The sequence below is a fragment of the Rhodococcus aerolatus genome (assembly GCF_054783215.1).
The window spans coordinates 18,060-33,080 of the sequence record NZ_BAAGQZ010000026.1; the positions used below are offsets into that span (position 1 = coordinate 18,060).

Consider the following 15,021-nt stretch of genomic DNA (forward strand, 5'->3'; position numbering starts at 1 on the left):
GGGCCGTCGGGTGGTTGAGCGGGGCATGAGCGGACCGACGAGGGGCTTCACCGGACGACGACGCGCCGAGCGCGACCCCCGGCTGCCCCCGGGGCAGTACGACGTCGGGGACGGCTGGCCGGTGCTCACGGCCGAGGCGACCCCGCGGCTGACCGAGGACCGGTGGTCGCTCACCGTCGACGGCCTCGTCGAGACGGAGCGGACCTGGACGTGGGACGACGTCCACGCGCTGCCCGCCTCCCGCTACGACGGCGACATCCACTGCGTCACCACGTGGTCCAAGCTGGCCACCAGCTTCGGCGGCACCGGGCTCGACGGGCTGCTCGACGCGGCGGGCCCGCTGCCCACCGCCACCCACGCCCTGGTGACCGCGCACACCGGGTACACCACCAACCTGCCGCTCGCGGACCTGCGGGGCGGGCAGGCGTGGCTGGTGTGGACCCACGAGGGCAGGCCGTTGACCCGGGAGCACGGCGGCCCGGTGCGGCTGCTGGTGCCGCACCTGTACTTCTGGAAGAGCGCCAAGTGGGTCAGCCGCATCACCCTGCTCGACCACGACGAGCCGGGGTTCTGGGAGCGCAACGGGTACCACGACCTCGGCGACCCGTGGCGCGAGCAGCGCTACAGCGGTGACTGAGCCGGCGCCGGCCGGCGGCTGGCGCACCGCGACCGTCGCCGGGGTGCGCGACGTCGGCGCGCGCCTGGTCGCACTGCGCCTCGACGTGCCCGACCGGGTCGACCACTGGCCCGGGCAGCACTACGTCGTCCGGCTGCGCGCCCCCGACGGCTACACCGCGCAGCGCTCGTACTCGGTGGCCTCCGCCCCGTCGGACCCGCTGGTCGAGCTGTGCGTGGAGCACCTGCCCGACGGCGAGGTCTCCGGGCACCTCGCCGAGGTCGTCGAGCCCGGCGACGCCCTGGAGGTGCGCGGGCCGATCGGCGGCTGGTTCACCTGGCGCGGTGCGGGTCCGGCACTGCTCGTCGGCGGGGGCACCGGCGTCGTCCCGCTCGTGGCCATGCTGCGCCACGCCGTCCACCTCGGACGGACCGACCTGCTGTCGGTGGTCGCGGCCGCCCGCACCCGCGCCGAGCTGCCGTACGCCGACGAGCTCGACGCGGCGGGCGCCGTGCTCGCTCTCTCCCGGGAGGCCACCCGCACCCGCCCCGCCGGCCGGCTCACCGCCGTCGACCTCCCCGCCCCCCGGGGCACGGCCTACGTGTGCGGCACGGCCGGCTTCGCCGACGCCGCGACCGACCTGCTGCTCGCGGCCGGGCTGTCCGCCGACGCGGTCCGGGTGGAGCGCTTCGGCGAGACCGGCTGAGCGACAACGACCCTCGGGTAACTGGGAGGAACCGGTCATCTCGGGCGCGGTGAGGATCAGGACCCATGATCGTCACACGACGGCTCCCGGGTGGACACGTGCTCACCCGACGCTGTGCCGAGCCGATCACCCCGACACGCCGTGGTGCGGGACGGTGCCCGCCGCTCGACCCTCCCCAGCCCCGAGGTGACCCATGAGCTCCACGACCGAGTCCAGCCCATCGCTCGTGCCCCCGTCGCTGCCGTCGGACGCCCCGGCGACCAGCCCCCGCAGCTACAACCGCGCCGTCGCCAACGAGACCCTCGAGGACTACTCGTTGCGTTACGCCCCCAAGTCGTTCCGGCGGTGGAGCGAGTTCACCGTCGCCTCCACCGCCCTGGGTGGCATCGCCTACCTCGCCGACTTCTCCATCGGGGCGTCCATCGCCGTCACCCACGGCATCACCAACGCGATCGTGGCCGTGCTCGTCGCCGCGGTCACCATCTTCCTCACCGGCATCCCGATCTCGTACTACTCGGCCAAGCACTCCATCGACATGGACCTGCTGACCCGCGCCGGCGGGTTCGGCTACCTCGGCTCGACCATCACCTCGGTCGTCTACGCCAGCTTCACGTTCATCTTCTTCGCCCTCGAGGGCTCGATCATGGCCCAGGCCTTCGAGCTCGGCTTCGGCATGCCGCTGTGGCTCGGCTACCTCGTGGCGTCGCTGGTCGTCATCCCCATCGTGCTGTTCGGGATGACGGCGATGAGCAAGCTGCAGGTGTGGACGCAGCCCGTGTGGCTGTTCCTCATGTTCGCGCCGTTCGTCAGCATCGCCATCCAGGACCCGGGGGCGTACTCCCGGTGGATGAGCTTCGGCGGGTCCGCCGACACCGGGTCCACCTTCACCTGGCTCGGTGCGGGACTGGGCATGGGCGTCGCGCTCTCGCTCATCGCCCAGATCGGGGAGCAGGTCGACTACCTGCGCTTCATGCCGGACAAGACCGCCGCCAACACCCGTCGCTGGTGGGCCGCCGTGCTCGCCGCCGGCCCGGGCTGGGTCGTGCTCGGCGCGCTCAAGCAGCTCGGCGGCGCCTTCCTGGCGTTCTACATCTTCACCCAGGTCGGGGCCAGCGTGGCCACCGAGCCCATCCAGCAGTACCTGGCGGGTCTGGGCACCTTCGTCCCGTCCGGCGTGGTGCTGGCCGTGGCCGTGTTCTTCGTGGTGCTCAGCCAGGTCAAGATCAACGTGGTCAACGCCTACTCCGGCTCGCTGTCCTGGTCGAACTTCTTCTCCCGGGTGCTGCACTACCACCCGGGGCGGGTCGTGTGGATCTTCTTCAACATCGGCATCTCGGTCGCGCTGATGGAGCTCGGCGTCTTCGGGTTCCTCAACACCGTGCTCGGCTTCTACTCCAACGTGGCCATCGCCTGGATCGGCGCCCTCGTCGCGGACCTCGTCATCAACAAGCCGCTCGGCCTGAGCCCACCGATCATCGAGTTCAAGCGCGCGCACCTGCACACCGTCAACCCGGTGGGCTTCGGGTCCATGGTCGTGGCGTCGGTGGTGTCCATCCTGGCCTTCTTCGGCGCCTTCGGGGACTACGCCGCCGCGTACTCGCCCTACATCGCGCTCGTGCTGGCCTTCGTCCTCGCGCCGGTCCTCGCGAAGGCGACGGGTGGGAGGTACTACCTGGCGCGGGAGGACACCCTCGCCGAGCCGCTCGTGGTCGACGGGCTGAACTCCGGGTTGCTGCTGGGGTGCACGGTGTGCGAGACCGAGTTCGAGCGGCCCGACATGGCGCACTGCCCGTTCCACGAGGGCGCCATCTGCTCGCTGTGCTGCAGCCTCGACAAGGCGTGCCACGACGTGTGCAAGAAGAGCCCCGCCGGCTCGGTCGACCTGCCGATGCCCGGCCGGGCCCCGGCAGCCGGGTGACCGTCCCCCACGCGGGCCGGGTCGGGGTCACACTCGTGCTGACCCCGACCCGGGTGGGAGGTCCGCCGTGGTGACGTACTCGTACCGCTGCCCGCAGGACGGTCCGTTCGACCTGCGTGCCCCCATGGGGCAGGCGCCCCCGAGCGCCTCGTGCCCGGGGTGCGGGGACACCGCGGCCCGGGTGTTCCGCGCGCCGCGGCTGGGATCCGGCCGCCGGGACCTGGTGCGGGCCATCGACCGCACCGAGGCCAGCGCCGACCGGCCCGAGGTCGTGTCCCGACCGCCGGCGTCGGGCCGTCGCGGCACCCCCGTGACGACCAACCCGCTGCACCGCACGCTGCCCCGTCCCTGACCCCGTCCACCCGTCCGAGGAGCGCCCACCGTGCCCGAGCTCGTCTTCCCCCTCGACTCGTCCAAGAAGTTCACCGACCAGGTGTTCACCGGCCACAACCGGTGGCACCCCCACATCCCCGCGCCGGTCACGGTCAAGCCCGGGGACACGTTCCGGGTGCACTGCCGGGAGTGGTTCGACGGGGCGATCCACGACGACGACTCGGCGGACGACATCCGCGACGCGCCGCTGAACTCGGTGCACGTGCTCTCCGGGCCGTTCCACGTCACCGGGGCCAAGCCCGGGGACCTGCTCGTCGTCGACATCGTCGACCTCGGACCCATCCCGCAGGAGGACTCCGGCCCGCTGGCCGGGCAGGGCTGGGGGTACACCGGCATCTTCCCCACGCAGAACGGGGGAGGGTTCCTCACCGAGCAGTTCCCCGACGCGTACAAGGTGATCTGGGACTTCCGCGGCCAGCAGGCCACCTCCCGGCACGTCCCCGGGGTCAGCTTCACCGGCATAGTCCACCCCGGACTGATGGGCACCGCACCGTCGGCGGACCTGCTGCGCACGTGGAACGCCCGCGAGGGCGCGCTCATCGCCACCGACCCGCAGCGCGTGCCGCCACTGGCCCTGCCCCCGGAGCCCGACTCGGCGATCCTCGGCTCGCTGACCGGGGCGGCGTTCGACCGGGTGGCGGGCGAGGCCGCACGCACGGCGCCGCCCCGGGAGAACGGCGGCAACCAGGACATCAAGAACTTCACCAAGGGGACGCGCGTCTTCTACCCGGTGTTCGTCGACGGGGCGAACCTCTCCATGGGGGACCTGCACTTCTCCCAGGGCGACGGGGAGATCACCTTCTGCGGCGCGATCGAGATGGGCGGGTTCATCGACCTGCACGTCGACGTCATCCCCGGCGGCATGGACACCTACGGCGTCCGCGAGAACGCCATCTTCATGCCCGGCAACACCGACCCGCAGTACTCCCAGTGGCTGGCCTTCTCCGGCACGTCGGTCACCCTGGACGGCGAGCAGCGCTACCTCGACTCGCACCTGAGCTACCAGCAGGCGTGCCTGCACGCCATCGACTACCTGACCAAGTTCGGGTGGACCCCGGAGCAGGCGTACATGATCCTCGGCGCGGCGCCGATCGAGGGCCGGCTCTCCGGGGTCGTCGACATCCCCAACTCCTGCTCCACGGTGTACCTGCCGACGGCGATCTTCGACATCGACCTCACCCCGTCCGCGTCCGGGCCGGTGCAGATCGACCCCGGCATCGGCGTGCCCCGCTCCAGCTTCTGACCCGCCCCGTCACGAGAGGCCCGACATGCGACACGGAGACATCAGCGCCAGCCCCGACACGGTGGGGGTGGCCGTCGTGAACTACCGGATGCCCCGGCTGCACACCCGGGAGGAGGTGCTGGACAACGCGCGCCAGATCGCGGACATGCTCAAGGGCATGAAGACCGGCCTGCCCGGCATGGACCTGGTCGTCTTCCCGGAGTACTCGACCCACGGGATCATGTACGACCGCGAGGAGATGTTCGCGACAGCGTCGAGCGTCCCCGGCGACGAGACCGAGATCTTCTCCGCCGCCTGCCGGGAGGCGGGGGTGTGGGGGGTCTTCTCGCTCACGGGGGAGAAGAACGAGTCCGGGGAGAAGAACCCCTACAACACGCTCGTCCTCGTCGACGACCAGGGCGAGATCGTGCAGAAGTACCGCAAGGTCATGCCCTGGACACCCATCGAGGGCTGGTACCCCGGCGACACCACGTACGTCGTGGACGGTCCGAAGGGGATGAAGATCTCGCTGATCATCTGCGACGACGGCAACTACCCCGAGATCTGGCGCGACGTCGTCATGAAGGGCGCCGAGCTGGTGGTGCGCTGCCAGGGGTACATGTACCCGGCCAAGGAGCAGCAGGTCCTGGTCGCGAAGGCGATGGCGTGGATGAACAACTGCTACGTGGCCGTGGCCAACGCGACCGGTTTCGACGGCGTGTACTCCTACTTCGGCCACTCCTCGGTGATCGGGTTCGACGGGCGCACCCTGGGGGAGTGCGGCACCGAGGAGATGGGCATCCAGTACGCCGAGCTCTCGGTGTCGGCGATCCGGGACGCCCGGGCCAACTGGCAGTCCCAGAACCACCTGTTCAAGCTGCTGCACCGCGGCTACACCGGCGTGGTGCAGTCCGGTGACGGGGACAAGGGGATCGCGGACTGCCCCTTCGACTTCTACCGGACCTGGGTGACGGACCCGGCGCTGGCCCAGAAGCAGGTGGAGGAGATCACCCGGCCCACCATCGGCACCGAGGCCACCCCGGTGGCCGGGATCCCGAGGCCGGGGGAGTGAGCGCGCCGCTGCACGGCTCGCGGGACGCCTACGAGAGGTTCCCCCTCGAGCGGGTCGAGCTGCAGTGCGGGACCACGCTGCGCGACGCGACCCTGGCCTACACCACCTACGGCGAGCTCGACGCCGACCGGTCCAACGCCATCGTCTACCCCACGTGGTACTCCGGGCGGCACTGGGAGAACGAGTGGCTCATCGGGCCCGGCCGCGGGCTGGACCCGGAGAAGTACTTCATCATCGTGCCGAACATGCTGGGCAACGGGCTCTCCACGTCGCCGAGCACCGCGGCCGAGCCCTTCGACGCGGACCGGTTCCCCGACGTCACGATGCACGACAACGTCGAGGTGCAGCACCGTCTGGTCACCGAGCACTTCGGCATCGAGCGCCTCGCGCTGGTGCTGGGCTGGTCGATGGGCGCCGGGCAGACCTACCAGTGGTGCGTCAGCCACCCGGAGATGGTGCCGCGCGCGCTGCCGTTCTGCGGGTCCCCACGCACCGCGCCGCACAACGAGGTCTTCCTGGAGAGCGTGCGTGCGGCCATCGAGGCGGACGCGGCGTGGGCGGGGGGCCGGTACTCCTCCCAGCCGAAGCGGGGTCTGCGGGCGGCGGCCCGGGTCTACGCGGGCTGGGGCTTCTCACAGGCCTTCTACTGGCAGGAGCAGTGGCGCAGCCTGGGGTTCACCTCGCTGGAGGACTTCCTCGTCGGCTTCTGGGAGGGCTTCTTCCTCGACGACCGGGACGCGAACAACCTCCTGACCATGCTGTGGACCTGGCAGCACGCCGACGTCGGGAACACCCCCGGGTTCGACGGCGACACCGAGGCGGCCCTGCGGTCCATCCGCGCCAGGCTCGTCGCGATACCGGCGGAGAAGGACCTCTACTTCCCGCCGGAGGACGAGCACTGGGCGAGCCAGTTCATCCCCGGTGGCGAGGTACGGGTGATCCCGGGGGTGTGGGGGCACTTCGCCGGCGGCGGGGCCAACCCCGTGGACACCGACGTCATCGACGCCGCGGTGACGGAGCTGCTGGCCACGGAGGTCTGAGGAGGGTCTACGGGGTTCGGTCCGGAGCGGTGGCCGTGCGCGGGGTCATCCCGAGCGCGGCCACCGCGGCCACCGCGGACACGGCCGCCAGCGCCCACCACACCCGCTGGAACCCGGCGTGGGCCGACGCGTAGCCGACGGGGCTGCCCAGCAGCACCACGAGCAGGCTGATGCCGAGCACGAAGCCGATCTGGCGGGCCATGTTCACCACCGCGCTCCCGGTCGCGGCCCGGTCGGCCGGCAGGTCGAGCGTGGCCGAGCCGAGGATGGTCGGCAGGGCCAGACCCACCCCGGCCCCGCCCACCAGCCAGCCGGGCAGCACCGTCGCCGCGTAGCTCGGGTCGGGCCCCACCGAGACCGCCACCAGCACCGCGCCGGCGCCGAGCAGCACGCACCCGACCGCCGCGATCCACCCGACCGGGACGCGGCGGGAGAGCCGTTGGGCGACCACGGCGAAGAGGGGGACCATCAGCGGCCCCGGCGCCACCGCGAGCCCGGTCCGCAGCGCCGACCATCCCCACACCGTCTGCATCCACAGCACCAGGGTGAGCAGCGACGCGGCGAACGCGACGCTGAACACCAGCGACGTGAGGTTCGACCAGGCGAACGCCCGCACCCGCAGCAGCGAGGCCTCGACCACCGGCGCCGGGTGGGTCACGCAGCGCCGGGCGAACACGACCAGCCCGAGGACGGCGACCACGGCCGCGCCGAGGACGCCCGCACTCGCCCACCCCCACTCCGGGCCCTCGACCAGGGCGAGGGTCAGCGCCCCGATCCCGAGGGCCAGCACGGCGGCGCCCAGCAGGTCGGGCACGGGCCCGCTGCGGTCCTCCCGCACGTCCGGCACCAGGCGCACCGCCGCGACGATCGCCAGCACGCCGATGGGCAGGTTGACCAGGAACACCCAGCGCCACGACGCGGCCACCAGCAGGCCGCCCACGACGGGGCCGGCGGCGGAGGCCAGCGCGCCGGTGGCCGCCCAGATCCGCACCGCGCGTGCCCGTTCCGCCACCGGCGTGGCGGCGACGAGCAGGCCCAGGCTCGTCGGGGTCAGCAGCGCCGCCCCCGCGGCCTGCAGCAGCCGGAACCCGACCAGGGCCCAGAGCCCCTGGCTCGCCGCGCACGCCGCGCTGGCCAGCACGAACACCGCGAGCCCGAGGAGGAACCCGCGCTTGCGGCCGTACCGGTCGGCCAGCCGGCCCAGGGGCACCAGCAGGGCGGCGTAGACGATCGCGTAGCCGTTGAGCACCCAGCTCAGGTCGGACAGCGAGATCGCCCCGGCGGTGCGGGCCAGGTCCCGGCCGATGTCGTCGAACGCCACGTTGACGATGAACAGGTCGAGGCTGGCCATGAACGCCGCCAGCGAGAGCACCGCGAGGACGGCGCCGGGGCGCACGCCACGCTCCTCCCGGACGTCGGCCGCGGCGGTGCTCGGCTCGGTGGTGCTCGGCTCGGCGGGGTCGACGAGTGCCACGGTGACCTCACGGGGGGGGGGGGGTGAGTAGGAGAGTCGGACCGACCGACGGGACGGTAGCGCGAGGTCGGTTTGATGTGCAAACCTGCTCCGGTGCAGACCCACCTGATCGACCCCGACGCGCTGCCGGGCCGGGCGTGCTCGGCTGCCGCGGCCCTGGACCTCGTCGGCGACCGCTGGACCATGCTCGTGGTGCGGGAGGTGCTCTTCGGCAACCACCGCTTCAGCGAGATCGTCCGGGGGACGGGGGCGCCCCGGGACCGGCTGGCCGACCGGCTCGCCCGCCTCGTCGACGCGGGCATCCTCGAGCGGCGGCCCTACTCCGAGCACCCGCCCCGGTCGGACTACCACCTGACCGCGTCGGGCCGGGGCCTGGTGCCCGTGCTGGAGGCGCTGCGGCAGTGGGGGGACCGCTGGGCGGTGCAGGAGGTCCCCGTGCGGGCGGTGCACGGCGCGGACGGCGACCGCCACGAGGTCGTCGGGGAGTGGCGGTGCCGCACGTGCGGCGAGCGCACCGGGGCGGGCGGCTTCGCGCTGGTCCGGACCGGGGCGGCCGAGCACGCCCACGACGCCGTCCACGAGGTGCGGCCCGAGCCGGGGACCGGCGCGTGAGCGCCCCCGAGCGGGTGCGCTCGCGGACCGTGAGCTGGCAGGACCCGCTGGCCGCGGCCGCGGCGGCGGCAGGCCTGCCCGGGCTGGAGGCGATGCGCGCCCTGGCGGACGGGACGATCCCGCCGCCGCCCATCTCCGAGCTGATGCGCATGACGGTGACCCGCGTCGAGCGCGGCGAGGTCGTCTTCGCCTGCGAGCCCGACGAGTCGCACTACAACCCGATCGGCATCGTGCACGGCGGGCTGGTGTGCACGCTGCTCGACTCCGTCGTGGGGTGCGCCGTGCACACCACCCTCGACCAGGGCATCGGCTACACCTCCCTCGAGCTCAAGGTCAGCTACCTCGCCGCCGTGACGGCGCGCAGCGGGACGCTGACCGCGACCGGACGGGTGGTCAAGCCGGGGCGACGCGTCGCCTTCGCCGAGGGCGAGGTGCGCGACGCCTCCGGCACCGTGGTGGCCACCGCGACGAGCACGCTGCTGGTGTTCGTCCTGCCGCCGCCGGGCTGAGGACCGCACCGGGTGCCGGTGCCGGTGGCCCTCAGCGCCGCGTGCCGAGCACGACGGTGCCGTCGAGGTCCTCGGAGCGGGTCGTCACCGCGTGCAGCCCCGCTGCGGTGACCAGGTCGGCGGTCCGCACCGCCTGGTCCGCACCGGTCTCCACGAGCAGGACCCCGGTGGGGGAGAGCCACTCCGGCGCGCCGGCGGCGACCCGCCGCTGCACGTCGGTGCCGTCCGGGCCCCCGTCGAGCGCCACCCGCGCCTCGTGGTCGCGGGCCTCCGGCGGCATCAGGGCGATGGCGTCGGTCGGCACGTACGGCGCGTTCACGGCGAGCACGTCCACGCGGCCGCGCAGCGCGTCGGGCAGCGCCGCGTAGAGGTCCCCGAGGTGCACGTCCGCGGCGGGCAGGCTGCGCCGCGCGCACGCCACCGCGGCCGGGTCGACGTCGGCGGCGTGCACCCGCGCCGAGGGCAGCCGGGCGGCCAGGGCGAGCGCCACGGCCGCGCTGCCGCAGCACAGGTCGACGACGAGGCGCGCGTGCGGGGCCAGCCGCACGGCCTCGCGCACCAGCCACCGGGTGCGCCGTCGCGGGACGAACACCCCGGGCGCCACCGGCACCCGCAGCCCGTCGAAGGCCGCCCAGCCCAGCAGCGGCTCGAGCGGCTCGCCCGCCACCCGGCGCGCCACCAGCGCCTCCAGCCCGGCGCCACCGCGGGCAGCCTCGACGAGCAGCGCCGCCTCGTCCTCGGCGAACACGCACCCCGCGCGGCGCAGCCGGTCCACCACCTCCGCCGGGGTCACACGCCGACGCTAGCCCCGCTCACCCGGGCAGCTGGGCGGCGAGGTCCCGCAGCTGGGGGATCTCGCCCTGCGGCGCGGTGGCGATGTTCGTCGCCAGCGCCCGCGCGGGACCGTAGGTGCCGGCGTCGAGCTCCCGGGCCGCCATCGCGGCGGCCCCGGTCTCGCTGTCGGCGGAGGCGAGCAGCATGTCGCGGTCGAAGGCCGGCTGGGCCTCGGTCCGCAGCCGGGCCAGCGCCGCGTCGTCGACGTAGCCGTCGGCCATCGCGGCGTCCCCGGGCTCCGGGGTGAGGCCGAGGGTGGTGACCCAGCCGGCCAGGGCGTCACGCTCGGGGGTCTGCTCGTCGAGGATCCGCTGGCCGAAGGCGCGGACCCGGGGGTCGGAGCCCCGCTCGAGCGCCAGGCGGCCGACCTCGAGGGCCCGCTCGTGGTGGGGGAGCATGTGCCGGACGAACGCCGCGTCGGCCGCCGTCGAGGTCGGCGCCGAGGACGCGGGGGCGTCCCCGCCCGAGGAGCAGCCGGCCAGCGCGACGGCGGGGACGACGAGGGCGACGAGCACGGCGGCGAGCGGGGTGCGGCGGGGCATGCCCCCGATGGTCGTCCCCACCGGGCGTCGCCGCCGGTCGATCACCGCCCCGACCCCCACGGCGGCCCGCCGGGTGGTTCGGTAGGTCGGTGGAGCACTCGTCGGTCCTCACCCTGCCCGCCGGCACGTCGGCGGTGCTGCGCCGGGCCACCCCGGCCGACCTGCCCGACCTGGTCGCGATGCTGGTGGACGACCCCGTCAGCGCGGTCCGCGAGGACGCCGACGACCTGCCCGCCTACGCCTGCGCGCTCGCCGAGATCGAGCTCGACCCGCACCAGCTGCTCGTCGTGGCCGAGGCCGACGGGGTGCTGGCGGGCACCCTGCAGCTCACCGTCATCCCCGGCCTGGCCCGTCGCGGCGCCCGCCGCGCGCAGCTGGAGAGCGTGCACGTGGCGCGGTCGCACCGACGCCGGGGGCTGGGGGCGGCCATGCTCGGGTGGGCCGTCGAGGAGGCGCGCGGCCGCGGCTGCGGGCTGGTCCAGCTGACCTCCGACCGCGCCCGGGAGGACGCGCACCGGTTCTACGAGGGCCTGGGGTTCACCGACTCCCACGTGGGCTACAAGCTCGTCCTCTGATCCCCGTCCCGCTGTGCTGGGATCGGGTGGTGGCGCGGTACGTCGCCTTCCTGCGCGCGGTGAACGTCGGTCGGCGCACCGTGCGGATGGCCCGCGCCTGCGAGCTGCTCGTCGGCCTGGGCCTCGACGACGTCTCGAGCTTCGTCGCCAGCGGGAACCTGCTGCTCACCAGCCGCCGCCGGGCCACCACCCTGGAGCGCGACATCCGGGCGGCGCTGGAGGACGAGTGGGGCTTCGAGATCACGACCTTCGTGCGCACCGCCGAGCAGGTCCGCGCGCTGGCCACCGAGCGGCCCTGGGGCGAGGTCGCGCCGGGCGACACCCACTTCGTGCTGCTGCCGCTGACGCCCCTGGACGCCGCCCAGCGGGCGGCCGTCGAGGCGATGTCGAACCACCGCGACGAGGTGGCGGTGCGCGGCGGCGACGTGCACTGGTTGATCCACGACCGGTCGGTGGAGACCACCCTCGGGCCGAAGCAGTGGCGCGACGCCCTGCCCGGCGTGCCCACCACCGCCCGGAACACGACGATGCTACGCCGGCTCGTCACCCGTCTCTGACCGGCGCCCCCCGGGAAGAGCGACCCCGCGCCGCGCGTTGACGCCGACATGCGCATCCTTCTCACGGGCGGAACAGGACTCATCGGGTCGGCGACCCTCACGGCGCTGCGGACGGCGGGGCACGACGTCGTCGCCGCGGTGCGGAGCCAGGCGTCGGCCGAGACGGTCGGCGCCGCGGGCGCCGAGCCGCTCGTCGGCGACATCACCGACGTGGCGTGGTTGACCGACGCCCTGCGCGGCGTCGACGGCGCCGTGCACCTCGCCGCCGACAACCAGGGCCCGGGCATGGACGAGGCCGTCACCGACGCCGTGATCGCGGCGTTCGGGGGCACCGACAAGCCCTACGTCCACACCGGCGGGGCGTGGGTGTGGGGCGACAGTGAGGACATCACCGAGGACGACCCGCAGTCGCCGCCCGCCATCACCGCGTGGCGTGCCGGGCCCGAGGCCAAGGTCCTCGGCTCCACCGTCCGCGCCACCCTGGTGGCCCCGGGCATCGTCTACGGGCCCGGCGGCGAGGGCATCACCCGCATGCTGGCCGACGGCCCGCGCGACGACGACGGCGCCCTGGTGCTGATCGGCTCGGGCGAGCAGCACTGGACCACCGTGGCCACCACCGACCTCGCCGCGCTGTACCTGCTGGCGCTCGAGCGGTCCACCGGAGGCACCTACATCGGCGTGAGCGGGCAGAGCCCCACCGTCCGCGAGCTGGGTCTCGCCGCCGTCGGCCCGGACGGGTCGGTCGTCCCCGGCAGCGCCGAGGAGGCCGCCGGGCGGCTGGGGGAGGGCTTCGCCGAGGCGCTGCTGCTCGACCAGCAGGGTCGGGGCGCCAAGGCCCGCACCGAGCTGGGCTGGGAGCCCACCGCGCGGTCGCTGGTCGACGAGCTCGCAACCGCCCGGTGACCCGCGGTCAGCGCTTCCGGGCGGCCCGCGCGGCGCGATTGCGAGCGACCGCCGCGCGCACCAGGCCGTCGAGGGCGGCCTCGTCCAGGACGTCGCCCTCGCCGAGCTCGTAGGAGCGGCGCTGGTTGCCGCCCAGCTCGCCGTTGAACACCCCCGCGGGGTCGTCGAGCGACGCGCCGTGCTGGAAGCCCAGCTTGACCTTGGTCCTGAAGATGTTGCCGACCACCAGTGGTCCGTCGAGCTCCCACACGGGGGAGCCCATGTACTTCCAGTGCTCGGTGATGCCCGGGTCGGCGGCCAGGATCACCCGCCGCGCCGCGGCGAGGGTCTCACCCCGCCAGTCCGGGTGGGTGGCCACCAGCTCGTCGATCTTCCCGCTGTCCGCCACGCTCGCTCCTCCCGCCGCCGCCCGGTGACCCCGGTGCCCCGCCCCGGAGTGTGGTGCACGCCGGGGCGGGGCGTCGAGGGGTCGGTCAGTGCTCGGCGGCGGTGGGCAGCGCGGCCCCGGTGCCGGGGGCCGCGGGGGAGCGGACCACGGCGGCGACCAGCACGACGGTGAGGGCGAGGAAAGTCGCCGCGGCAAGGAAGGCCCGGTCGGCCCCGACCACGAAAGCGTGCTGCGCCTGCAGCGCCGGTCCGGCCCCCGGGACCACGCCCGCGTGGCTGGACGCGGTGCCGTACACCGTGACCAGGACGGCGAGACCCAGCGCGCCGCCGACCTGCTGCATGACGTTGACCAGCCCCGAGGCCGCGCCGGCGTCGGCGGGGTCGACCCCGTGCAGCGCCGCCGCGGTGAGCGGGACGAAGGCCAGCCCGTTGCCCGCGCCGAAGAGCACCAGCGTCGCGAGCAGCTCGGCGTAGGAGCTGGTCTCCGAGAGCCGGGTGAGCAGCAGCAGGCCGGTCGTCGAGAGGGCGATGCCGCCGACCATCAGGGGCTTGGCCCCGAGCCGCTCGACGAGCACCCGCGCACTGAGCTGCGAGGCGGCGAACAGCACCACGGTGAGTGGGAGGAACGCCAGCCCGGCGCGGATCGCGCTGTAGCCCAGCACGTTCTGCAGGAACTGGGTGAGGAAGAAGAACATCCCCATCATCCCCGCCACCAGCAGCAGCCGGCCCACGTAGGAGGCGGAGCGGTTGCGGTCGGCGAAGAGCCGCAGCGGGACGATCGGGGCCTGCGCACGCCGCTCGACGGCGACGAAGACACCGAGCAGCGCGACGCCCGCGGCGAAAGAGGTGACGGTGGTCGGTTCCGCCCAGCCGTGCGAGGCGGCGGTGACGAAGCCGTAGACCAGGGCGGTCATCCCCGCCGTGGAGGTCAGCGCCCCGGCGGCGTCGAACTGCCCGCGCCGACGCTCCGTCTCCGGCAGCACCGCCCGGACCAGCGCGACCAGCACCAGACCGATGGGGACGTTGACGAAGAAGATCCACCGCCACGACGCCCACTGCACGAGGGCGCCACCGGCGACGAGGCCCACGGCGCTGCCGCCGATGGACACCGCGGTGTAGAGGCCCAGCGCGCGCAGCCGCTCGCGGGGTGACGGGAACGCCGTCATGAGCAGGGCGAGCGCCGAGGGGGAGGCCAGCGCTGCGCCGACGCCCTGCACCGCGCGGGCGGCCAGCAGCGTGGTGCCGCTCTCAGCGAGCCCACCGGCCAGGGAGGCGAGGGTGAACAGGGCGACGCCGGCGACCAGGGTGCGTCGGCGGCCCAGCAGGTCGCCCGCCCGGGCGCCGAGCAGGAGCAGCCCGCCAAAGGACAGGGCATAGGCGTTGACGACCCACGAGAGGTCGGTCGCGCTGAACCCGAGAGCGGTGCGCAGGTCCGGCAGGGCGATGTTCACGATGCTGACGTCGAGCACGACCATCAGCTGGACGGTGAGGATCGCGGCGAGCGCGACGGAGGGGTGGGCCAGCAGCCGCGTGCGGCGGGTGGCCCGGCGCGGGGGTGAGCTCGGGGCGGGGGGACGCGGGGTGGCCGCGTGGGGGGTGACGGTTGGCACGAGGACCTGCTCTCAGTCATGATGGGTGAAGCGGATGGCGCCTCCAGTTAC

General features: G+C 73.9%; 17 protein-coding genes. 12 read left to right on the forward strand and 5 right to left on the reverse strand.

All coding sequences use genetic code 11. The features are described from left to right. The first annotated feature begins 25 nt into the window (after positions 1-25). From ACYVOF_RS10490 to ACYVOF_RS10520, 7 genes are all read left to right on the forward strand, one after another. A complete protein-coding gene (locus tag ACYVOF_RS10490) occupies positions 26-637 on the forward strand; it encodes a sulfite oxidase-like oxidoreductase (protein WP_460866247.1) in 612 nt (203 codons plus the stop codon). Next, a complete protein-coding gene (locus tag ACYVOF_RS10495) occupies positions 630-1,322 on the forward strand; it encodes an FAD-binding oxidoreductase (protein WP_460866249.1) in 693 nt (230 codons plus the stop codon). The genes ACYVOF_RS10490 and ACYVOF_RS10495 overlap by 8 nt, the downstream gene beginning before the upstream one ends. A 193-nt stretch (positions 1,323-1,515) precedes the next feature. Further along, positions 1,516-3,240 carry a purine-cytosine permease family protein gene (locus tag ACYVOF_RS10500; protein ID WP_460866250.1) on the forward strand — a complete coding sequence of 575 codons (1,725 nt, stop codon included), beginning with the start codon at positions 1,516-1,518 and terminating at the stop codon, positions 3,238-3,240. A gap of 67 nt (positions 3,241-3,307) precedes the next feature. Next, entirely contained in the window at positions 3,308-3,592 is a 285-nt protein-coding gene (locus tag ACYVOF_RS10505; protein WP_460866252.1) for an FmdB family zinc ribbon protein, read from the forward strand. A gap of 30 nt (positions 3,593-3,622) precedes the next feature. Further along, complete coding sequence (fmdA, locus tag ACYVOF_RS10510; RefSeq protein WP_460866253.1) at positions 3,623-4,876, forward strand: formamidase; 1,254 nt, start codon at positions 3,623-3,625, stop codon at positions 4,874-4,876. Positions 4,877-4,901: 25 nt separating this feature from the next. After that, positions 4,902-5,927: an aliphatic amidase gene (locus tag ACYVOF_RS10515; protein WP_460866255.1), complete on the forward strand. Its 1,026-nt coding sequence runs from the start codon at positions 4,902-4,904 to the stop codon at positions 5,925-5,927. After that, a complete protein-coding gene (locus tag ACYVOF_RS10520; RefSeq protein WP_460866257.1) occupies positions 5,924-6,967 on the forward strand; it encodes an alpha/beta fold hydrolase in 1,044 nt (347 codons plus the stop codon). Before ACYVOF_RS10515 ends, ACYVOF_RS10520 begins: the two co-directional genes overlap by 4 nt. Positions 6,968-6,974: 7 nt before the next feature. On the opposite strand, the gene ACYVOF_RS10525 is transcribed toward ACYVOF_RS10520, so the two are convergent. Beyond that, on the reverse strand, positions 6,975-8,363 hold the full coding sequence (locus ACYVOF_RS10525) for an MFS transporter (protein ID WP_460866314.1): 1,389 nt from the start codon (positions 8,361-8,363) through the stop codon (positions 6,975-6,977). Positions 8,364-8,534: 171 nt separating this feature from the next. Between ACYVOF_RS10525 and ACYVOF_RS10530 the strand changes: the two genes are divergently transcribed. Both ACYVOF_RS10530 and ACYVOF_RS10535 read left to right on the forward strand, forming a co-directional pair. Next, positions 8,535-9,053: a winged helix-turn-helix transcriptional regulator gene (locus ACYVOF_RS10530; protein ID WP_460866259.1), complete on the forward strand. Its 519-nt coding sequence runs from the start codon at positions 8,535-8,537 to the stop codon at positions 9,051-9,053. Continuing rightward, a complete protein-coding gene (locus ACYVOF_RS10535) occupies positions 9,050-9,562 on the forward strand; it encodes a PaaI family thioesterase (RefSeq protein ID WP_460866262.1) in 513 nt (170 codons plus the stop codon). Before ACYVOF_RS10530 ends, ACYVOF_RS10535 begins: the two co-directional genes overlap by 4 nt. 31 nt (positions 9,563-9,593) lie before the next feature. Here ACYVOF_RS10535 and ACYVOF_RS10540 read toward each other — a convergent pair whose 3' ends face one another. Further along, the gene (locus tag ACYVOF_RS10540; protein ID WP_460866264.1) at positions 9,594-10,355 is read right to left on the reverse strand and encodes a putative protein N(5)-glutamine methyltransferase; all 762 of its coding nucleotides are present in this window, start codon (positions 10,353-10,355) and stop codon (positions 9,594-9,596) included. Positions 10,356-10,374: 19 nt separating this feature from the next. Then, positions 10,375-10,938, reverse strand: a complete 564-nt coding sequence (locus ACYVOF_RS10545) for a DUF305 domain-containing protein (RefSeq protein WP_460866266.1) — start codon at positions 10,936-10,938, stop codon at positions 10,375-10,377. A gap of 89 nt (positions 10,939-11,027) precedes the next feature. On the opposite strand from ACYVOF_RS10545, the gene ACYVOF_RS10550 reads away from it, so the two are divergent. From ACYVOF_RS10550 to ACYVOF_RS10560, 3 genes are read left to right on the forward strand one after another with little or no spacing between them, the layout of a single operon-like run. Beyond that, positions 11,028-11,513 (forward strand): GNAT family N-acetyltransferase, encoded by a 486-nt coding sequence (locus ACYVOF_RS10550; RefSeq protein WP_460866267.1) that lies wholly within the window; start codon positions 11,028-11,030, stop codon positions 11,511-11,513. Between the two features lie 29 nt (positions 11,514-11,542). Next, a complete protein-coding gene (locus tag ACYVOF_RS10555; protein ID WP_460866269.1) occupies positions 11,543-12,070 on the forward strand; it encodes a DUF1697 domain-containing protein in 528 nt (175 codons plus the stop codon). Between the two features lie 48 nt (positions 12,071-12,118). Next, positions 12,119-12,973 carry an NAD-dependent epimerase/dehydratase family protein gene (locus ACYVOF_RS10560; protein ID WP_460866271.1) on the forward strand — a complete coding sequence of 285 codons (855 nt, stop codon included), beginning with the start codon at positions 12,119-12,121 and terminating at the stop codon, positions 12,971-12,973. Positions 12,974-12,980: 7 nt separating this feature from the next. Here ACYVOF_RS10560 and ACYVOF_RS10565 read toward each other — a convergent pair whose 3' ends face one another. Further along, the gene (locus tag ACYVOF_RS10565) at positions 12,981-13,361 is read right to left on the reverse strand and encodes a DUF1801 domain-containing protein (RefSeq protein ID WP_460866273.1); all 381 of its coding nucleotides are present in this window, start codon (positions 13,359-13,361) and stop codon (positions 12,981-12,983) included. A gap of 85 nt (positions 13,362-13,446) precedes the next feature. Beyond that, complete coding sequence (locus ACYVOF_RS10570) at positions 13,447-14,970, reverse strand: MFS transporter (RefSeq protein ID WP_460866274.1); 1,524 nt, start codon at positions 14,968-14,970, stop codon at positions 13,447-13,449. Positions 14,971-15,021 lie beyond the last annotated feature (51 nt).